The following is a 19202-nucleotide window of genomic DNA, read 5'->3' as shown; positions in this document are numbered from 1 at the left end:
ATAACTGGCCATGAACGATTACGGATCGTGCTGAATCATGGTGTTGGGGGGTATCGGGGCGGGCTGTCCGGCACTCGGGACAGGCCGTCGGTCGCGCGTCGTGGACCGATACGGTGGGGACACCATGAGCGCATCTCAGCCACCTCAGTCCTCGCCGTCTCCTGAGTCCCCTGAGTCACGTCAGGGCATCGACGCACCGACCCTTCTCGTGAAGATCTTCGGGAAGGACCGTCCCGGCATCACCGCCGGGCTGTTCGACACCCTCGCCGCCTACTCGGTCGATGTCGTCGACATCGAGCAGGTCGTCACCCGTGGCCGCATCGTCCTGTGCGCGCTGGTCACCGCCCCGGTCGCGGGCGGAACCACCCCGGGTGACCTGCGGGCCACCGTGCACAGCTGGGCCGAGTCGCTGAAGCTTCAGGCCGAGATCATCTCCGGCACGGGCGACAACCGCCCCCGTGGCGACGGCCGCTCCCATGTGACGGTCCTCGGGCATCCGCTGACCGCGGAGTCGACCGCCGCCATAGCGGCCAGGATCACCTCGACCGGCGGGAACATCGACCGGATCTTCCGGCTCGCGAAGTATCCGGTCACCGCCGTCGAGTTCGCGGTGTCCGGCACCGGGACCGAGGAGCTGCGGACCGCGCTGGCCACCGAGTCCGCCGAGATCGGCGTCGACGTGGCCGTGGTCTCGGCCGGGCTGAGCCGCCGCGCGCAGCGGCTCGTCGTGATGGACGTCGACTCGACGCTCATCCAGGACGAGGTCATCGAGCTCTTCGCGGCCCATGCCGGCTGCGAGGCCGAGGTCGCCGCCGTCACCGAGCAGGCGATGCGCGGCGAACTCGACTTCGAGCAGTCGCTGCACGCACGGGTGGCGCTGCTGGCGGGCCTCGACGTGTCCGTGGTGGAGAAGGTGCGCGCCGAGGTACGGCTGACGCCGGGCGCCCGCACCCTGATCCGTACGCTGAAGCGGCTCGGCTACCAAGTGGGCGTCGTCTCCGGCGGGTTCACCCAGGTGACGGACGATCTCAAGGAGCGGCTGGGGCTCGACTTCGCCTCTGCCAACACCCTGGAGATCGTCGACGGAAAGCTCACCGGCCGGGTGACCGGGGACATCGTCGACCGGGCCGGCAAAGCCCGGCTGCTGCGCAGCTTCGCCGCGGAGGCCGGGGTGCCGCTGGCGCAGACCGTGGCGATCGGCGACGGGGCGAACGACCTGGACATGCTGAACACCGCGGGACTAGGCGTCGCCTTCAACGCCAAGCCGGTCGTCCGCAGGGCCGCGCACACGGCGGTGAACGTGCCGTTCCTGGACACCGTGCTCTATCTGCTGGGCATCACCCGCGAGGAGGTCGAGGCCGCCGACGGTCTCGTCGAGTAGGGAGCCGCCCGGAGCGGGAGCCGGCGTCGAGGGCCACGGGCCGTCACCCGGAAGCACGGAGGGCCCCGGCGCGCAAGCCGAAGCGTGCGCGCCGGGGCCCTTTTCGTGAGCCGGTGGAATCATGAACCGGTGGCCGGTCGTCATGAGCCGGCGAGGGGCCGGCCGTCCTGTCAGTCGTTCGGAGTCCAGTACTCGACGAGCTTGCCGACGCCGAGCTCCACGCCCTTCCAGGCACCGGGGAACTCGACCACGGCGAACGCCGCGGTCGGGAAGCCGCCGCGGGTCATCCTGGCCAGGGCGTCGCCCTCCGCCCCGTCCGAGAGGGCGTCGGCGAGCGCGTGCATACCCGGGTTGTGGCCGATCACCAGAAGGTCGCGGACCTCGTCGGGGGTTTCGTTGACCAGGGCGATCAGCTCGCCGAGCGAGGCCTCGTACAGCCGCTCCTCGTACACGGTCCTGGGGCGCTCCGGCATCTCGTGCACGGCCAGCTTCCATGTCTCGCGCGTCCTGGCGGCGGTGGAACAGAGGGCCAGATCGAAGACGATCCCGGAATCGGCGAGTTTGCGGCCTGCCACGGGGGCGTCCTTGCGGCCGCGTTCCGCGAGCGGCCGCTCATGATCGGAGTCCTGTGACCATTCCGCCTTCGCGTGCCTGAGAAGGACGATCCTGCGAGGTGTATCGACGCTCATACACCTCAGCTTCGCACGAAATGTGCCACCTGGCTCAGGGTGTTGGAGGGCTGTCCGGACACGGGCCACGGCCGTCAGCGGCGCAGCAGGCCCACGATTCGCTCAAGCAACTGGCCCATCGCCGGATCGTCCGTGGCCGCGTGCGCCTGCCCCGGTCCGACGATCAGCAGCAGAAGCGCGCCGAAGGCGACGGCGGGCAGCGCCACCGCCCACCACGGCAGCCGGATCTCGATACCGCCCGCATCCGGGCGGGTGGACCGGGTGTCTGTACGGGCCGACATGTCCGCCTCCGTGGGTCATCGGGTCTGATACCTGAAACCTACGGATCCGGCGGGGTCCGGCCCATCCGGTGACCCACCCACTTCACCCTGACCCTGCCCCCCTAGGGGGTGGTGGGGTTATCCCCACCGCCGTCCCCGGTGAGCCCGGACGGTTACGGGGAGGCGAGGGTGGCGATGACGCCGATGACGATCGAGATCAGCACCATCGCCCCGAGGATGAGCAGGAGCTTCTTCTGGCCGTTCTGGGGATTCGGGTCGAGCACAGGAGACATGGGCCCAGTCTCGCATCTCAGCATTCGTCCTCGATCGTCCGGGCCCGGCCGGCCAGGATGCCCGCCGCCATCTGCGGCACCATCAGGGCCGCCATCAGCGCGATCGGCAGCCCCCAGCCGCCGCTGTGCTGGTAGAGCACGCCGACGAGGAGCGGTCCGGGGATCGAGATCAGATAACCGGTGGACTGGGCGAACGCGGACAGCCGGACCACTCCGGCGCCGCTGCGCGAGCGCATGCCGATCATCGTGAGGGCGAGCGGGAAGGCACAGTTCGAGATGCCCAGGAGCAGCGCCCAGACCCAGGCCCCGCCGGACGGGGCGAGGTAGAGGCCCGCGTAGCCGATGAGGCCGCAGGCGCCGAGGAAGACGACGATCGCGCCCTGGTTCCGCATCCGGGCGGCGACCCGGGGGATGACGAAGGCGAGCGGGACGCCCATCGCCATGGTGACGGCGAGCAGGACGCCCGCGGTGCCGGCCGAGACCCCCGCGTCCCGGAAGATCTGCGGCATCCACCCCATGGTGATGTAGGCGGCGGTGGCCTGGAGGCCGAAGAAGCAGGCCAGGGCCCAGGCGGTACGGCTGCGGGTGATCCTGAGCTCCGGGGCCCGCGCCCGGTGGGCGGAGGGCTGTCCGGGGGCGCTGCTCCGGTCCCGTACCAGCGGGATCCAGGGCAGGATCGCGGCGGCGGCGAGCACGGCCCAGATGCCGAGGCCGGCCTTCCAACTGCCTCCCATCGCCTGGGTCATGGGGACGGTCACGGCGGCGGCCAGCGAGGTGCCGAGGGCCAGGGCCATGGAGTAGAGGCCGGTCATGGAGCCGACCCGGTCCGGGAACCAGCGCTTGACGATCACCGGCATCAGGACGTTGCTCACGGCGATGCCCATAAGAGCGAGCGCGCTCGCGGCGAGGAAGCCGGCCGTGCCGCCGATGAGGGGCCTGATCACCAGCCCCGCGGTGATGGCGACCATGCCCGCGCAGACGACCGTGCCGGGGCCGAAGCGGCGGGCCAGCCGTGGCGCCATGATGCCGAAGACCGCGAAGCAGAGGGGCGGTACGGAGGTGAGGACCCCCGCGACGCTGCCGCTCATGTGCAGCCCGTCGCGCACCTCTTCGAGGAGGGCGCCGAGGCTGGTGATGGCCGGGCGGAGGTTGAGTGCGGTGAGGACGAGCCCGACGACGACCATGCGGAGCAGCCACGGCGCGGGGCCGGCCGGCGAGGCGGGGGCGTCGGTACGGGGGGTCGCCGGGGTGGCGGGACTCAGCGTCCCGGTCGGGGTCTGGGGAGGGGTTTCGTCGTCACGCATGGGGTCATCATAGAATCATGGGATGATTACTTGTCCATTCCGCTGATTCCCTGAGAACCTTCGGGCACCCCGAGAACGGCGGGACGATCCCCGCCCCCGGACACCCGAGCAAGGAGCACCATGGCGCTGACGTCCCCGCGGCGTTCGGCACTCGCCGACCAGGTGATTGCCCAGCTGAGGAACCAGATCACTTCGGGCGAGTGGCCCGTGGGCTCGCGCATCCCCACCGAACCCGAGCTGGTCGAGCAGCTGGGGGTGGCCCGTAACACCGTCCGCGAGGCGGTGCGCGCGCTCGCGCACAACGGTCTGCTCGACATCCGGCAGGGCTCGGGCACCTATGTGGTCGCCACCAGCGAGCTGGCCGGGGTGATGCACCGCAGGTTCGCGTCCGCCGACCCGCGCCATGTCGCCGAGCTGCGCTCGACGCTGGAGTCGTCGGCGGCGCGCCTGGCCGCCGCCCGTCGTACCGACCGGGACCTGAAGCAGTTGGACGCGCTCATGCGGCGCCGGGAGGAGACCTGGGCCGCGGGGGACGCCGAGGCGTTCGTGGCGGCGGACGCGACGCTGCATCTCGCCGTGGTGGCCGCCTCCCACAACGACGTGCTGACCGGGCTCTACGCCGACCTGGGTGATCTCCTGCGGGACTATCTCCGCGTCGACGTCGGTCATGAACTGCGGCCGGAGAACCACATGGACCACGGGCGGCTGGTCGAGGCGATCCGCGCCGGTGACGCGGAGACGGCGGCGGCCGAGGCCGCGAGCCACGCGCTCGACTGTCTGGTGGACCGGGTGTAGGACCGCTCGTCCGGATTCATGCCGGGCCCGCGGGGTCCTCAGGAGGCCGCGCGGGTCTCGTTCCCGTGGGTGACCCACACGGAGCCGACCTCTTTCCAGCAGCGGTCGTCCAGCCGTACGGTCCGCCCCGGGCCGACGTCGACCGGCCTGGAGTCCGCGTCGATGTCCCACCAGCGGGCGCACTTGGTGTGCAGCTGGACGCGGTCGGCGGACGGGTACGGGTTGTGGCAGTAGGCGATGACCCTGGAGCCCTGGACCGAGGTACGGCATTCGGCGCCGGAGGGTTCGGGGTCCGGTGCGGGCGGCGGGGCCGCCGCGACGGCCCCGACATGGCCGGCGGCGTACAGGGCCCCGGGGACGAGCAGTGCGGCGACGACCGCTGAGGCCGCCAGCAGGGACCGGGTTCGGTGACGTGTGCCGCGCACAGCGATCTCCTCCCCTCAGCCTGACCAGAGTCCGGTTCCTCCACATTCTGCGGTGGATCGACCAGGTTTTCGACCTGAGCGCCGAGAGGCCGGGCGGGACAAGGGGAACGGCCGCGCACCGTTTCCGGAGAAGTGGTGCGCGGCCGCTTCGGAACGCGGTCGTACGGGGGTCTCAGGCGCCCATCATGTGCACGCCACTGTCGACGTGGATGATCTCGCCGGTCGTCCTCGGGAAGAAGTCCGAGAGCAGCGCGACGATGCCGCGGCCGGCCGGCTCCGGATCCGTCATGTCCCAGGCCAGCGGCGCGCGGGTGTTCCACACCTCGGCGAGGTCGCTGAAGCCCGGGATGGACTTGGCGGCCATGGAGCCGAGCGGCCCGGCCGAGACCAGGTTGCAGCGGATGCCGTCCTTGCCCAGGTCACGGGCGAGGTAGCGGGAGGTCGCCTCCAGCGCGGCCTTCGCCGGGCCCATCCAGTCGTACTGCGGCCAGGCGAACTGCGCGTCGAAGGTGAGGCCGACGATCGAACCGCCCTCGCTCATCAGCGGCTTGCACGCCATGGCGAGCGACTTCAGCGAGAACGCCGAGACGTGCATCGCCGTGGCGACCGACTCGAACGGGGTGTTGAGGAAGTTGCCGCCGAGCGCGTCCTGCGGCGCGAAGCCGATGGAGTGGACGACACCGTCGAGCGTGCCGAGCTCGTCGCGCACCAGACCGGCGAGCCGGTCCAGGTGCTCGGCGTTGGTCACGTCCAGCTCGATGACCTTGGCCGGCTTGGGCAGCTTCCGGGCGATGCGCTCGGTCAGTGTGGGCCGCGGGAAGGCGGTCAGAATGATTTCGGCGCCCTGCTCCTGGGCCACCTTGGCGGTGTGGAACGCGATGGACGACTCCATCAGCACCCCGGTGATGAGGATGCGCTTGCCGTCGAGAATTCCGCTCATGGTGATCAGTGACCCATGCCCAATCCGCCGTCAACAGGGATGACGGCTCCAGTGATGTACGACGCGTCGTCGGAGGCGAGGAAGCGCACCGCGGCGGCGATCTCCTCGGGCCGCGCGTAACGCGCGAGCGGCACCTGAGCGACGATGCCCTTGCGCTGCTCCTCGGTGAGCGCCTGCGTCATGTCGGTGTCGACGAAGCCGGGCGCGACGACGTTGAAGGTGATGTTCCGCGAGCCCAGCTCACGGGCCAGCGACCGGGCGAAGCCGACCAGGCCCGCCTTGGACGCGGCGTAGTTCGCCTGCCCCGCCGAGCCGAGGAGGCCGACGACGGAGGAGATCAGGACGACCCGGCCCTTCTTGGCGCGCAGCATGCCGCGGTTGGCACGCTTGACGACCCGGAAGGTGCCGGTGAGGTTGGTGTCGAGGACGGACGTGAAGTCCTCCTCGGACATCCGCATCAGCAACTGGTCCTTGGTGATACCGGCGTTGGCGACCAGCACCTCCACATTGCCGTGCTTCTCCTCGATCTCCTTGTAGGCCTGCTCCACCTGCTCGGCGTCGGTGATGTCGCAACGGACCGCGAGAACACCGGCCTCGGTGAGCGCCACGGGCGGCTCGCCGGAACGGTAGGTGATCGCGACCTTGTCGCCGTTGTCGGCGAAAGCGCGGGCGATGGCGAGGCCGATGCCCCGGTTTCCTCCGGTGACGAGAACCGAGCGGCTCAACGGATCACCCTTTCCTTGGCGGTCTGGTACATCGAAAACCTATCGGTACCGCCCGCTTCCCGAGGAATCGGCCTCTGACAGCGCCTTCGGCCGGTCACTGTGGGGTTCCTACAGTCTGCCCGCCTGTCAGTCCGCCATACCGGGGGCGTGAGCCGACAGCCCCTCGGCACGAGCGGTCTCGAGCATCCTGCGGTCGTAAGTCACCAGGGGCGGTCAGGTCGTCCCGCAGCAGGAGCGCGCTGGCCACGTGGATGGCGTCCAGCGTCCTCAGGCGCCCGAACAGCAGAGCAGCCGCGTTACGCACCTCCCGGCTGAGGAGGATCTCGGTGATCCGGGCGTCCAGGTCCTCCATGGCCTTTGGGAACTGACCCATGAGATCCAGCGTCCGTACGGTCTCCACGAAGCCGAGCGTGCTGGTAGCGAGCGGCTCCGTGGTCTGTCCCTGGAGGAAGGTGTCCGGAGCATCCCGGTGGCTTCGCCGGGTCATCCAGGTGACCAGTAGCGGGGACGCGTCCACGTAGATCAACGGTCGTCCTCTGCACGCTCCACCAGCAGCAGCGCCACAGGATCGGCACCTCCCGGCACCTCGTAGTGCGGCATGCTGTGCCGCTCGGCCGCGGTGACCGGCTTCAGCTTGATCTTCCAGTACCACCAAGTGCGCATACCGCTCCACGGGACTGCCGACCGGTGACAGTATCGCGATGACGTTGCCGTGCCGGGTGACCTCGATCGCCTCACCCTTCTCCGACGCGGGCGAAGACCGCGCTGGGATTGGTATGAGAACTCTCGAATGGGAGTGGTGCTCATGGCAGGCTCGTCAGTTGTACCTACATGTATCCACGGTGACCACAAATGAGGCGCTTGCATGCGGCTGGCCGACCCTGCCACAGCTGGTCGTCACTCTGCGTCCTTCCCTCCCTCCATACCGTCGAGGAGCCGCCGGGCGAGGATTGCGAGCGTCTCCCCCTCCTGCGTGGCCCAACGGGCGGTGCCCTGGTTCGAGACTGGGCGCCCTTCCCAGTCGGCCAGCTCCCACATCCGTGCAATGAGCCCACTGGGCGAGTACGAAAGCCCGTCGGCGGCCCAGACGATCGGGCGCGTCCGGTTGGTCCTAGTCCACTTGGCCAATGCTCGACGCGGGTTGGCAGTGAGCCACTCGGCCAGCGCTTCCTTCTCCGGCTGAAGGTACAGGGCCAGGTGGAGGGGGGCGCCTTCCACCAGAGCACCGCTGTCGACGATCACGTGCACGGCGTTGGGCCTACGTCGCTTGCGCGGCTTGCTCTCCTGCCGCCGGTACTTCGCGGCGGCCTCTCCGGTCCCGCCCCCTTCAAGAGCTGCCAGAACCGCAGTGACGAGCTCAGCGGCCTGCCCAGGGTCGGCGCACACGCGCTGGATACTCGTCCGGGCTCCAACCTCGTCGTCCAAAACCTGTACAAGCACCGGGACCACGCGCTTGACGAGGTTCGGGACCTGTGCCACCGCCTCAGCGGCCCAGGCCAGAGACTGGTCCGGCTCCCCCATGCCGGCGTCCTGAGCAAGCAGCCGCCGGAACGCCAGGTGGGTGATGAGGAAGGCACCGTCGTCGACGACTGCGGCCGCGCGCCCCGCGTACTGCTCGCGCTCCGCACGCAGAGCCGTCCGCACCGCTCGCAGCACCTTCACCGCGTTCCAGGTCTCGTACACGCCAGGCACGGAGCGGAAGAGAGGGTCGTAGATGCCGCTGCCGCCCCGTTCCCACAGCACATCGGTGGAACCGGCCGCCACGAGCCGCGCCGCGAACCGGCTGCCCGTGTGGGCGCAGGCCAGCGCGCACGTGGCCTCCACGACGGAGCAGCCCTCGTCGTCCTGCGGTTCGAGTTCGCTGCGGCGCACGCTGTAGACGAGGCCGAGTTCGGCTCTAAACTCGGCCATGAGCTCTGCCTGGACAGGGTCGAGGGCGATGCGGTCGCGTTCGGTGATGTGGTTCTGTCGGTTGGTGGCCTGGGTGGTCCGGTTGGCGAAGTCGGCGTCGCCGCCGGTGACGATGAAACGAACGGTGACCTGGGCAAGTTCGGCTTCCTCGGCCTGCTGGGCCGCGTCGATGACCGAGCGCACGGTCTGGGCGCCGTTCACCACACTGGCACCGCGGGCCGTCAGGCGGACTGGGTGACGTTCCGGGAACTTCTGCGACACGGGTACAGCGTCCACGGAGTCACACAAAACCGTGATGCCGTTGTTGAAGTACCAGAAGTAGGACGGTTCGTCAGTGAGGGTGTCCACCAGTTCCTTGTTGATGGGGGTCAGACCAAGCGGATTGCGGATGTTGCGGGCGAACAGCTCGTTGCCATGCTCGGCCCAGGTCGCAACCTCCTCCGCCTGCACGATTCCCTCGTATGAGAGATAGGGCAAGGACACACTGAACCAGGGGCGCAGCGTCACTTCCAGGGTGACGGGTTCGCTTCGCTGGTCCTCGCGCACCAGCGCATAAGCCTCCGGGGCATGCAGAAACTTGTGATCGACGTAGTCGCCGTGGGAATTGAACTCGCTCTCGCCATTCTTGATGGCCCGCAATACGCCAGGCGCGGGGTGCTCAGTTCCCATGAGGACGATCACCTGCGTGATCCTGGTCGCCTTCTCACCGATCAGCTCGTGGGCCCGCTTGGCGAGTATCTGACCGCGCGGGTTGAACTGGGCGGACTCTCCCGAGTCGATGAGGGTCAGTCCCACGAAGAGCTTCTGTACTGCGGTCTCGTTCGCCTTTGCCGTCCCGTTCGGACTCCACTTGGCCTGTACGAGGTAGATGTGTGCCGCCGCCTCGTCGATGGCGATGGCGTCGATCCCCTGGTCCTGGCCGCCATCGATGACGCAGTCGGCCGCCTGCTCGGCCGCCCATCCCGTCATGATCCGGACGGCGTGCGCCGCCAGCGCGCGAGATCGGAAGGCGGGCGCGGTCTGTTCGGGCGCCCGGTTGCCGAAGTCGCTCATGTCGATGAGGTCGGCGTACGTTTCGTCGAAGGCACGCTCAGTCTGGCGGACCTGGGTGGGGACGTCGGGTTGCTGCGGAGTGGCGTTCATGGTCTTCCTGTCCGGCCGGCTGCGTGTGGGTGACGGGTGCGGATAAGGGGACGGCGGTCTCAGCCGAGGGAGTCCAGGACCGCTTCGAAGCTCCGCTGCGCGTCGCCGAGGTGGTCGATGATCGAGCGCGCGATGTCGCGTGGATCGCCCGAATCATCCAGTGTGTCGGCGAGGTTGGCCCGCAGGTTGAGGCTGACGCCGGGACTGTCCAGGATCTTTCGTACGGCGTCGCGGTCGTAGCGCTTGAAGCGCGACGATTCGGCACGCCCGGTGAATCGTTCCTCCCCAGGACGGAACGCCTCCAGAAACTCCCCGAAATCCTCCTCGGAAAGAGGGTTCTCGGTGTCCGTGTGGTGGATGTCGCGAGCGTCGTACACCCATAGCTCGTCCGTGTTCGGCTCACCGGTCGGACACCTCACCGACTTAGTGAAGAAGAGGACGTTCGACTTCGAGTTGGTGTCGTGGAACATGCCGGTCGGCAGGCGCAGCAGAGTGTGCACGGTGCAGTTCTTCAACAGCTCCCTGCGGATGGTGGCCGCCGCGCCGCGCTGGAACAGCACACCATCGGGGACGAAGACAGCCGCCCTGGCACCTCGGGGCAGGGTGATGGCCAGATGCTGGAGGAAGTTGGCCGGAAGCGTGGCGTTCTGCGCCCAGAAGTCATCCCGCTGCTCGGTGTTCGTCTCCACGCTCTTGAACGGCGGGTTGCAGATGACGACCGTCGCGGCCACGTCCCGCTCGTGCCGGCGCACCAGCCGGTCCTTCACCCTGAGCGAGTCCGCGCGCAGAACCGGGGGGACGTCGTGGAACTGGCGCCCGGTGTTCAGCAGTACGTTCATCGTCGCCAGGCGACACATCTGTACGTCGATGTCGGCACCGGCTATAGCGGAGGCGTCGACGCGGTCCCCGTGCACCGCCATCTCGCGGTGCACGGCGATCAGACTGGTACCCACCCCGACGGCCGCATCGATCACCCGGTCCTCAGGGGTGAGCGCAAGCGCCTCGGCTATGACCTTCAGGAGGTACGGAGGGGTAAGGAACTGGCCCGTCTCCCGCTTGGCCCGGATGTCGTCGCGGCAGTCGCCGATCAGCAGAGAGAAGGCCGCACCGAGTTCGTCCCGCTTCACATCCGCCCAGCGGTACGGGTCGAACTCCTCGATGATCAGCCGTCCGAGTTCTGCCATCCGGTCCACGGGCCAGGGACGGGACTCCTGGAACAGAACGCTGGCGATGGCCCGGCGGGGGTCCTCCGGGTTCGGCCTGCCGAGCTCCGTCATCAGCCGGGTCAGCGTTGCGTGCAGATCCTCCCCACTGGCGAGTACGAGGTGCGGCCAGCTCTCCACCGGCGCGATCGGCCTGCTTGCGAACATCCCGGACCGCTGGGTGTGTTCGTGGTCGAGCTTGAGGAAGAGCAGGTAGGCGATGTGCTCGGTGAATTCCAACCGAGTCAGCGCCTTGGCACTGGTCTTGAGTTCGTAGAAACGCTGCCAGCGCTCAAAGATCCTCTTCGCCGTCCAGTGCGTCTCCGGCCCTCTGGCCCCGGCTCCGTCGCGCTCTGTCGTCATGCCCCGCCCGTCCTCGTGCGTCCCGGTCCGAGTGGATGCGCCGACTGGCCGTTCCCCGTCCCGGGCAGCCGCCGACTGTGGCGGCCAAGGCTCTTAACAGCACATCGGACCGGACGACCGGACCGCGGGCGATCAACTCCCTCCCATCGTAGGCATATCTTCACGATCAGTACGACAAGATTGGCAGTCGGTGACGGGGAAGCCCGTCAGGCCCCCGCGTCCCCCTCTCCGGGAATCCGGCAGCGCACCTGCTTCCCGACCGGCGTCCCCGCAACCCGCCACCCCGGCGCAAGCAGGTCGATCATGGGCAGCCCGCGCCCCGATTCCGCCTCGGGATCATCCATTCGCACACCGCCGACCACGGGCAGCGCCAACCGGTACGGGTCATGCAGCCTGACCCGTACCCCGCGTTCCGCACCGTCGCCGTACCCGCGCGACGGCTCCACGGCCACCTCGGCGACGAGCGGCACGAAATTGCCGCAAGCCCGCACCGCATTCCCGAACAGCTCGGACATCACCAACTGCGCCGCATGCGACTGCCCTTCGCCGACACCTGCGTCGGCGAGCGTCTTGCCCGTCGAGGACTCGCTCGTCCGCATCGCCGAGCTGGAAGAGAGCTTCAGAAAGTGACGGACCACAAGACCGAGCTGTACAAACAGGACCTCACCAACGCCGACTGGCACAAGGCGACAGCCAGTGGGGCGGAGAATGACTGCGTCGAGATCGCCGAACTGCCGCACGGAGCACGGGCCGTACGGGACTCGAAGAACCTGGAACGGGAACCGCTGCGGTTCACCGCGTCGGAGTGGGCCGCGTTCCGGACAGGCGTGATAGCGGGCGAGCTCTGAGCCCGCAGAGAAGGGCACGACGGCGGGCCCGCGGTTCCGGAAGAACCACGGGCCCGCCGTCCGTTCCTACTTGTCGCCGCCCGACGGCGGCACATCCTTCTTCAATGCCTGGGCCACGGCGGTGAACTCGGCCAGTGCCACTTCGAGCTCGTCGACAATCTCCTGGGCGATCACGTCCGGCGACGCGTATGTCGCGGTCATGGCGGAATCGGACTTCAGGACCGTGAGGTCGAGGTTGACCTTGTCCCGTGCGATCAGCTCGTCGTAGTCGTAGGCACGGAAACGGTCGCTCGGGGTGCGCTTGGTGAAGTCCGTGCCGCCGGAGTGGTAGGCGGCGACGAAGTCGTCGAGGTGCTGGCGACCCAGCTGGCGCTGCTTGAGAGTGAAGCGCTGATCGGTGCGGAAGTCGTAGACCCAAAGTTTGCGGGTGCCGGGGCGGCCTCCGGTGCGCTGGCCCGTCTTGCCGAAGAACAGGACGTTGGCCTTGACGCCGTTGGCGTAGAAGATGCCGGGGGGCAGGCGCAGGAGAGTGTGGATATCGCAGAGGTTGAGAAGGTTCCTGCGAATGGTCTCGCCGGCACCGCTCTCGAAGAGGACGTTGTCGGGGAGGACCAGGGCGGCCCGGCCGTTGGTCTTCAGCAGGTTGTAGATGTGCTGGACGAAGTTGAGCTGCTTATTGGTCGTCTGCGCCCAGAAGTCGGTGCGGGCCGTGTACGACTCGCCGGTCACCGAGCCGACGCCGAAGGGCGGGTTGGCAAGCACCATGTCGTAGTGCCGCTTCGGGGGGCGGGCGAGTGAGTCCTGAATGGTGATGAGCGGCTTGGCCTCGGAGTTTCCGATGCCGTGCAGCAGCATGTTCATCAGGGCGAGGCGGCCGGTCTCACGAACGAGCTCATAACCGGTGATCGCACCGGTCTGGAGAGCCCGCCCCTTGTCGCCATAGAGCTCGTCCTCGTAGTGCTGGATGAGGTGGGCATGCGCCGCGATGAGGAAGCCGCCAGTACCGCAGGCCGGGTCGGTGATGGTCTCACCGGGCTTCGGCTGGACGCAGTCGACCATCGCGTCGATGAGGGGGCGGGGTGTGAAGTATTGGCCCGCGCCGGTCTTGCGGTCCTCGGCGCCACGCTGGAGAAGCCCTTCATAGGCGTCGCCCTTGAGGTCTTGATTCTCGGTGGTCCAGGTGTGGGGATCGATCAGGTCCTTGATCAGCCGTTCGAGGACCGCAGGTTCCTGGATCTTGTTCTGCGCCTTGGTGAAGACCTCGCCAAGCATGGTCCCGCCGCGCTGGCCGAGGTCCTTGAGGATGAACTCGTAGTGGTCGAGCAGTGCCTCGGCGGATCGGGTCATCAAGCTCTTCCAGTCCCGTCCCTCGGGCACGAGAGGCTGTTCGGGGGCGTTGCGCCGGAAGACGGCCGGGCGGTTTGCACGCTCGTCGGCCATCTTGAGGAAGAGGAGGTACGTGAGCTGCTCGACGTAGTCGAGGGTCGAGACGCCGGAGTGGCGAAGCAGTTCGCAGTACGACCAGAGACGGTTGACGAGGGTGGAGGTCGAGACCGGGGCCGCCGGGGCGGCCTTGGTCTTGCCCTTGGCTCCGGTCTCGCGGGGGGTGGCCGCGCCGGGCGCGTACTCGGCCTCCGCGTTGGCGGGGCTCTCGGAGGCCGTGGTCTCGGTACTGCTGCTCATGTTCGTGCTCACAAGGGAAGTGTGTCCTGGGTACCGGCCGGAACCGGCCGGCCGGAGGTCTCGGGTGCGGCCGGGGATGCCTTGCAGGGCGCGCGCTTGCGCTTGGCCGGTTTGGAGGCGGCGGCCCGCTGCGCGCGACTCCGGTCGAGGAGGACGGACGCGTGCTCGTCGTCAGGATCCTGGGGAACGAGGGCGCCAATGAAGGCTGCGTGGAGGAGGGCGTTACGCAAACTTTCGCCCTGCTCGCGCACGCCCTGAATCACCTGCTGGGCAGACCTCGCCTCCGCCAGGCGAATTTCAACAGCCTTGACCAGAACGTCTTGCATAGACTTTGGCGGCACGGGGATAGGCATCAGTTTGATTGTTCGAAGACTGATAGAGGCAAGATTAACCGTCTGCCTCCCGTTGCGATCACACCAGTTCTTACCGAATGCGTTGGAATGCCAGGCAAGCAGCCTGGGGTCCAGCATCTTGCCTCTGATACGCGCGCGAAAAACGTGATTCTGGTGAATACAGTCCTCTATCTGCCCTTCCCAAATCCACCCGCGCCCCAGCTTGTCTCGGTCTCCCCCCTCATTTAGGAGAACATCACCGGATTCAAGCTTCAAAGAATGAGCCTTCTTCGCAGGCAACCTGATTCTTTCCACACGATCAAGCACAAGGCGTCCACGCTGCACATTCGCAACCCGGAGGTACGGAACTTCAACATACTCGGGGTCGCCCTGTTTCTTGCCATCTTTCGTGACTCCACCAACTACTTCGGCAATGTCCCCGAGACGCACCCATTTCCATCCGAGCGGAAGATCAGGAAGTACGCCGTCATCAACATCTGCGGGTTCAAGCGAGGTAGGCAAGCACTCGACTCCGTACAGTCCGCCGCGTGCACCACAGCCGGTAATCAGATCTTCCAAAACTGCGGAGGCAGTCAAAGCAGCCCGCACCGCCTCCTCTCCCGCCTCAACATGTGCCAGCTGATCGTCCAGCTTGGCGACGATTCGGTGCTGTTCGGCGAGGGGTGGCACAGGGATCTCCAGCTCCGCCAGGTACGGGCGCGGAACGCGACGCTGACCCACAGCACCAGCCATGTGCCGCTCGGCTGTCTTCCGGATGTTCGATTGCAGCAAGAAATGCATCAAATATTCAGGGAGCACGGCTCCGCGGCTCCGCAGCACATGAAATTCCGTACTTCCCAGAGCGCGCCCGCCGGTCAGCCCCTGCGCCTTCGCGATCTTCCCATTCTCCATGCAGGGCGTGATCTTAGCGAAAAGTACGTCGTTCTCCTGGAACCTGGTGAGCGACTTCTTCTTCAGATCTCCATATCGCACCCGCATCGATGCGTCCATACGCCCCGTCGCCACCTCGACAGCAGCCATCGGAACCTGCGAAATCAACTCGCCGTCGGCCGGTTCCTCGTCAAAACCACGAGGATTTACGTCACACAGCTCCCCGATCGTTGCCCGAACCCACCCCTCAGGCAGCTCCGCTGCAACACCCTCCTCGGCCCCCGAGCCCTCCGGCTCCGGCCCCGTTCCCGAGTCGGTCGTCACGCGCTCAGCTCCCTGTCCAATTCAGTGATGATGTGTTCGGCCCGCTTTCCCCCGAATTCGGCGATGAAGCCGTCCGTACCATTGTGTTTGGTGAAAGGGGGGTAATCCAGGTCAGCGGTGTCGAAGCGTACACGCCTGGCCGTCGCTTCGGCGATGCGGTCGAGCCACCAGTGCTGGCGCGCCGTGAACCGGCTGCCCATCTGTTCCTGACTGGCGATCCAGCGCTGATAGCGCTCGCGTACGAGCCCCTCGTACGGACGTGGAGCAGGCGCCCCCCGCTCCGCGCCGCCCGCGAGCTCGTAACGGAGCAGGGCCAGCAGGTCGGAGGCCGTACGCGTGCGACGGGCGCCGTCGGTCACCGCCTCACCGAGCCGCTCGTACGCCTGCCAGAGCCGGTCAGGGGTCCAGGCGCGCGGTGGGCGGGCGATCCTGCGGGCCACGTCGTCGAGCCTGTTCATGGCGGCGCTCGGTGGCACGTCCGAGCCGGCGCTGAACGCGATGGACATAGCCGCGATCTCGTCCCGGTTGTCGGCGATGTACTGGCGCCAATCCCGGACGGTCCGAAACGCCGAGTCCTCGTCCTCCACGACCGCGCCCGCCCCGAGCAGCTCGTCCGTGCCGGTCTCGTCGTAGAGGATGTCCTTCGCTCGCCGCATCTCCAGCAGCCTGGCACGCAGCGGTGGCTGGGCTGCGAGTGGCCGCACGGCCCATTCGATGAGGTCGCGTACCGCGTGCTCGGGATCGCGGCCGGCGCGCTGGGCAGCCTCGCGGGCCTCCAGTTGCCGGTCCGCCGAGACGGCGTCGACCATTCCATGGACGATCTTCGTCAGCTCCAGTCCACCGCTCAGGCGCTGGATCTCGGCGCGTTCCTCATCCGTCATCTGGACATCGAGCTTGGCAAGGCGGGCCGCGAGGGTGGAGACCTCTTCCTCCTCGATGGTGTTCGCGGCGGTCTTGCGGAGCAGCTTCTCCAGGCTGATCTGTTTGTCGGTGTGGCGTTCCAGCGGTGCCGCGTCGACCTTCGGCTTTTTCGTCACACCGACCGCGTCGACGATCACGAAGCGGGTTTTCGGGCCCACGCCGGGGGTGACCTTCTCGAACTCCGTGAGGGACAGAGTCCGGGCGCCGCGGCCCTTCATCTGCTCGAAGTAGGCCCAGCTCTTGACGTCCCGCAGGAACAACAGGCATTCAAGCGGCTTGACGTCCGTGCCGGTGGCGATCATGTCGACCGTGACCGCGATCCGCAGGTCGGGCAGGTTTCGGAAGGCAGCCAGGCGTTCGGGGGCGTTGCGGGCCGCGCTGGTGATCTTCGCGCAGAAATCGTTGCCCTTGCCGAAGACGTCGCGGACGACCTCGACGATCTCCTCCGCGTGGTTGTCGTTCTTGGCGAAGATCAACGTCTTGGGCACGTGCATCTCGTCCCGCAGCAAGGCTCCCGTGGCCGGGTCGCGCTTCGCCCGCTCGGGGAAGATCTCCGTGAACAGCCGGTCGTGGAAGGTCTGGACGACCGTACGGAGCTGGTCCTTGCTGATAACCCCGACACCGACCTGGTTCGCTCCGTACGCAATGTCCTCGTCGATGTCCTCGTAGCGCTGGCGGCGCGTGCGGCGGTCACGGACCGGAATGGTGCCCTGCGCGATGACACCGCCCTCGGCCGTGATACGTGTGTTGATCTCGTAGACGGAGAAGTCGACGTTGACGCGGTCGGCCACAGCCTCCTGATAGGAGTACTCGCTGACCAGGTTGCCGTTGAAGTAGCCGAAGGTCTGGGCGACGGGGGTGGCGGTGAGGCCAACGATGGGGGCGTCGAAGTATTCGAGGACGGAGCGCCACTTGCCGTAGATGGAACGATGGCACTCGTCGACGACGATCAGGTCGAATGCCTCCGGGGGGATGTCCGCGTTGTAGCCGACCTCGATGCCGCCGGGCACATCGATGTCGTACTCGATCTCCCCGTCCCCTTGCACGGCCCCCGGCAGGCTCGCACCGGTGAGCTCCATGTAGAGGCGCTGCACGGTGGAGATCACGACCTTGGAGGAGGTGAGCATGCCCTCCGCGCCAAGACGCTGGACGTTGTAGAGGTCGGCGAACTTGCGATCGGTGTCCGGAGTCTTGAAGTTCTCGAACTCGGCGAACGCCTGCACGCCGAGGTTGTTGCGGTCCACAAGGAACAGGACGCGCTCGGCGCGGGCGTGCTTGAGGATCCGGTACGAGAACGTGACGGCCGTGAACGTCTTGCCGGCGCCGGTGGCCATCTGGACGAGGGCGCGGGCCTGCCCCATGCCCTGCTGCCCTTTACCCAGGGCCAGCGAGTTCTCCACGCCGCGCACCGCTTTGATCTGCGCGGGGCGCAGAGGCCGTTCGTCGAGGTCGGGCATGCGGTGGCGCAGCCGGGCGCGGTAGCTGGGGGTCTGCTCGTCCTCCTCGGCCTGGCGGACCCAGCGAGCGAGAGTACGCGGCTGGTGGAAGAAGAAGATGCGGCGAGTACGGGAGTCCGGGTCAAGGACGGACCGGAAGCGGGTCTCTCCGCCATCGCTGACGTAGCGGAACGGGAGCGGAGTGCGCCATGCGTTGAAACGCTGCTGGGCATCGGTGAGGTGGTCGGCGTAGCGGTCGGCCTGGGCTTCCGCGGCGGACAGGTCAGCCCCCTCGCGCTTGGCCTCGATGACGCCGACGAGCTTGCGGTCGACGTAGAGGGCATAGTCGGCGCGGCCCCGGGCGGTGGTGACCTCTCGGACGGCGACGCCGTTACCCCGTCGGTCGCCCTGGATATGGAGGTTGAGGTCCGCGCCACCGTCCTGGACGTCCCAGCCGGCTGCTGCCAGCATGGCGTCGAGTCGCTTGCGGACCTGTACTTCGGTGAGCGGTTCGCGGGAAGCCTGCTCCGCGTTGTCGAGGAGGCGGGCGCGCTCCGCGACGGCGGCCGAAGCGGCGGCTCGGTCAGTGGTGGCGGTGTGACGGCGGTCGAGCTGAGTCGCCTCGGCAGCGGCCTGGAGTTCCTTGAGCTGGTGCTGCATGGCAGCGACCGCACGGGCCATTTCCTCGCGCTCGGCCTGCGCCTGGGCGAGCTCGCGCTCGACGACACTCCGGGCGGCCTGTTCGGCCTGGGCCTGGGATGCCTGGTCGTGATAGCTGAGACGGGCCTCTTCTAGTTCCCGGCGTGCCTGGGCGACATCCTGGAGGAGACGCGCGTTCTCCACGGCGGGGGTGCGGTCGGGACTGGGCGGCACGAACGCCAGCTGCTCGCGTGAGCCGGTGAGCAGTCGGTGGTACCAGACTCCGAGGCGGAAGCAGGTACGCAGAGCTCGGAAGGCGTCGTCGGCGTTGTCGAGCCCCGAGTGGTTCGCGTCATTGCCGAGGGTGCGCACCTTGTGAAAGGCAGTGCCCACGTCGCCATGGAGGTAGCCCTCCCGTTCCAGGGCCCGCAGCCGGTCGAACTGGGTGGTGCCTTCTGCGCGGACCCGCCCACGGCTTACGAGGTCGGCCGCCATGGCCTCGGCGAACTGGCGCGATTTGATCAGAGATGTATTCGGGTCACTGAAGACATGGCTCTCGGCGGCGCTTCCATAGGCGACGAGCAGCGGAAGGTGCGGCAGCAGGAAGCCGAAATTGCGAGTCCGTCCTGCCAAGCCTAGAAGTCGAGGGTCCGACGCCTGCGGCACCCCGTCTGCGCTGCTCATGGGGTAGGTACCA

General features: G+C 67.7%; 18 protein-coding genes. 3 read left to right on the top strand and 15 right to left on the bottom strand.

The window, feature by feature from the left end; translation table 11 throughout:
• Positions 1 to 124 precede the first annotated feature (124 nt).
• Entirely contained in the window at positions 125 to 1381 is a 1257-nt protein-coding gene (serB, locus tag AB0I52_RS04335) for a phosphoserine phosphatase SerB (RefSeq protein ID WP_363068761.1), read from the top strand.
• A 170-nt stretch (positions 1382 to 1551) separates the two neighbouring features.
• Here serB and AB0I52_RS04330 read toward each other — a convergent pair whose 3' ends face one another.
• The 4 genes from AB0I52_RS04330 to AB0I52_RS04315 form a co-directional block, all read right to left on the bottom strand.
• Positions 1552 to 2070: a histidine phosphatase family protein gene (locus tag AB0I52_RS04330; RefSeq protein WP_363068759.1), complete on the bottom strand. Its 519-nt coding sequence runs from the start codon at positions 2068 to 2070 to the stop codon at positions 1552 to 1554.
• 74 nt (positions 2071 to 2144) lie between these two features.
• Positions 2145 to 2351, bottom strand: coding sequence for a hypothetical protein (locus AB0I52_RS04325; RefSeq protein WP_363068757.1), 207 nt, complete (start codon positions 2349 to 2351; stop codon positions 2145 to 2147).
• 152 nt (positions 2352 to 2503) lie between these two features.
• Positions 2504 to 2614 (bottom strand): SGM_5486 family transporter-associated protein, encoded by a 111-nt coding sequence (locus tag AB0I52_RS04320; protein ID WP_363068793.1) that lies wholly within the window; start codon positions 2612 to 2614, stop codon positions 2504 to 2506.
• Between the two features lie 26 nt (positions 2615 to 2640).
• A complete protein-coding gene (locus tag AB0I52_RS04315) occupies positions 2641 to 3927 on the bottom strand; it encodes an MFS transporter (protein ID WP_363068755.1) in 1287 nt (428 codons plus the stop codon).
• Between the two features lie 120 nt (positions 3928 to 4047).
• Between AB0I52_RS04315 and AB0I52_RS04310 the strand changes: the two genes are divergently transcribed.
• Complete coding sequence (locus tag AB0I52_RS04310) at positions 4048 to 4722, top strand: FCD domain-containing protein (RefSeq protein WP_363068753.1); 675 nt, start codon at positions 4048 to 4050, stop codon at positions 4720 to 4722.
• A 38-nt stretch (positions 4723 to 4760) separates the two neighbouring features.
• Here the strand turns inward: AB0I52_RS04310 and AB0I52_RS04305 are convergent, their stop codons facing one another.
• The 8 genes from AB0I52_RS04305 to AB0I52_RS04270 all read right to left on the bottom strand — a co-directional run bounded on the left by AB0I52_RS04305 (position 4761) and on the right by AB0I52_RS04270 (position 12030).
• Positions 4761 to 5147 carry a hypothetical protein gene (locus AB0I52_RS04305; RefSeq protein ID WP_363068751.1) on the bottom strand — a complete coding sequence of 129 codons (387 nt, stop codon included), beginning with the start codon at positions 5145 to 5147 and terminating at the stop codon, positions 4761 to 4763.
• Positions 5148 to 5319: 172 nt separating this feature from the next.
• Positions 5320 to 6087, bottom strand: coding sequence for an enoyl-ACP reductase FabI (fabI, locus tag AB0I52_RS04300; protein WP_363068749.1), 768 nt, complete (start codon positions 6085 to 6087; stop codon positions 5320 to 5322).
• 5 nt (positions 6088 to 6092) lie between these two features.
• Positions 6093 to 6812, bottom strand: a complete 720-nt coding sequence (gene fabG / locus AB0I52_RS04295) for a 3-oxoacyl-[acyl-carrier-protein] reductase (protein ID WP_362967274.1) — start codon at positions 6810 to 6812, stop codon at positions 6093 to 6095.
• 94 nt (positions 6813 to 6906) lie between these two features.
• A complete protein-coding gene (locus AB0I52_RS04290; RefSeq protein WP_363068747.1) occupies positions 6907 to 7338 on the bottom strand; it encodes a PIN domain-containing protein in 432 nt (143 codons plus the stop codon).
• Complete coding sequence (locus AB0I52_RS04285) at positions 7335 to 7475, bottom strand: hypothetical protein (protein ID WP_363068745.1); 141 nt, start codon at positions 7473 to 7475, stop codon at positions 7335 to 7337. Before AB0I52_RS04285 ends, AB0I52_RS04290 begins: the two co-directional genes overlap by 4 nt.
• 234 nt (positions 7476 to 7709) lie before the next feature.
• The gene (locus AB0I52_RS04280) at positions 7710 to 9866 is read right to left on the bottom strand and encodes an AIPR family protein (protein WP_363068743.1); all 2157 of its coding nucleotides are present in this window, start codon (positions 9864 to 9866) and stop codon (positions 7710 to 7712) included.
• Positions 9867 to 9925: 59 nt separating this feature from the next.
• On the bottom strand, positions 9926 to 11431 hold the full coding sequence (locus AB0I52_RS04275) for an N-6 DNA methylase (protein ID WP_363068741.1): 1506 nt from the start codon (positions 11429 to 11431) through the stop codon (positions 9926 to 9928).
• A 206-nt stretch (positions 11432 to 11637) separates the two neighbouring features.
• The gene (locus tag AB0I52_RS04270; protein ID WP_363068739.1) at positions 11638 to 12030 is read right to left on the bottom strand and encodes an ATP-binding protein; all 393 of its coding nucleotides are present in this window, start codon (positions 12028 to 12030) and stop codon (positions 11638 to 11640) included.
• Positions 12031 to 12057: 27 nt separating this feature from the next.
• Between AB0I52_RS04270 and AB0I52_RS04265 the strand changes: the two genes are divergently transcribed.
• Positions 12058 to 12279 (top strand): DUF397 domain-containing protein, encoded by a 222-nt coding sequence (locus tag AB0I52_RS04265; protein ID WP_363068737.1) that lies wholly within the window; start codon positions 12058 to 12060, stop codon positions 12277 to 12279.
• A 66-nt stretch (positions 12280 to 12345) separates the two neighbouring features.
• On the opposite strand, the gene AB0I52_RS04260 is transcribed toward AB0I52_RS04265, so the two are convergent.
• Genes AB0I52_RS04260 through AB0I52_RS04250 form a run of 3 tightly spaced genes read right to left on the bottom strand, consistent with a single transcriptional unit; the run spans position 12346 to position 19138 of the window.
• Positions 12346 to 13974, bottom strand: coding sequence for a class I SAM-dependent DNA methyltransferase (locus tag AB0I52_RS04260; RefSeq protein ID WP_363068735.1), 1629 nt, complete (start codon positions 13972 to 13974; stop codon positions 12346 to 12348).
• Positions 13971 to 15509 (bottom strand): restriction endonuclease subunit S, encoded by a 1539-nt coding sequence (locus AB0I52_RS04255; RefSeq protein WP_363068733.1) that lies wholly within the window; start codon positions 15507 to 15509, stop codon positions 13971 to 13973. The genes AB0I52_RS04260 and AB0I52_RS04255 overlap by 4 nt, the downstream gene beginning before the upstream one ends.
• Positions 15506 to 19138 carry a DEAD/DEAH box helicase family protein gene (locus tag AB0I52_RS04250; RefSeq protein WP_363068731.1) on the bottom strand — a complete coding sequence of 1211 codons (3633 nt, stop codon included), beginning with the start codon at positions 19136 to 19138 and terminating at the stop codon, positions 15506 to 15508. Before AB0I52_RS04250 ends, AB0I52_RS04255 begins: the two co-directional genes overlap by 4 nt.
• Positions 19139 to 19202: the final 64 nt, after the last annotated feature.

This window comes from Streptomyces sp. NPDC050423 (genome assembly GCF_040655445.1).
Lineage (GTDB): Bacteria > Actinomycetota > Actinomycetes > Streptomycetales > Streptomycetaceae > Streptomyces.
The sequence above is the reverse complement of the archived record's forward strand: the minus strand, read 5'-3'. Positions and strand labels throughout refer to the sequence as shown.

What these genes read in the sequence shown, in the direction of transcription:
- serB (WP_363068761.1), top strand. Translation starts at nt 125, where the DNA reads ATGAGCGCATCTCAGCCACCTCAGTCCTCGCCGTCTCCTGAGTCCCCT.
- AB0I52_RS04330 (WP_363068759.1), bottom strand. Translation starts at nt 2,070, where the DNA reads ATGAGCGTCGATACACCTCGCAGGATCGTCCTTCTCAGGCACGCGAAG.
- AB0I52_RS04325 (WP_363068757.1), bottom strand. Translation starts at nt 2,351, where the DNA reads ATGTCGGCCCGTACAGACACCCGGTCCACCCGCCCGGATGCGGGCGGT.
- AB0I52_RS04315 (WP_363068755.1), bottom strand. Translation starts at nt 3,927, where the DNA reads ATGCGTGACGACGAAACCCCTCCCCAGACCCCGACCGGGACGCTGAGT.
- AB0I52_RS04310 (WP_363068753.1), top strand. Translation starts at nt 4,048, where the DNA reads ATGGCGCTGACGTCCCCGCGGCGTTCGGCACTCGCCGACCAGGTGATT.
- fabI (WP_363068749.1), bottom strand. Translation starts at nt 6,087, where the DNA reads ATGAGCGGAATTCTCGACGGCAAGCGCATCCTCATCACCGGGGTGCTG.
- AB0I52_RS04285 (WP_363068745.1), bottom strand. Translation starts at nt 7,475, where the DNA reads ATGCGCACTTGGTGGTACTGGAAGATCAAGCTGAAGCCGGTCACCGCG.
- AB0I52_RS04280 (WP_363068743.1), bottom strand. Translation starts at nt 9,866, where the DNA reads ATGAACGCCACTCCGCAGCAACCCGACGTCCCCACCCAGGTCCGCCAG.
- AB0I52_RS04275 (WP_363068741.1), bottom strand. Translation starts at nt 11,431, where the DNA reads ATGACGACAGAGCGCGACGGAGCCGGGGCCAGAGGGCCGGAGACGCAC.
- AB0I52_RS04270 (WP_363068739.1), bottom strand. Translation starts at nt 12,030, where the DNA reads ATGCGGACGAGCGAGTCCTCGACGGGCAAGACGCTCGCCGACGCAGGT.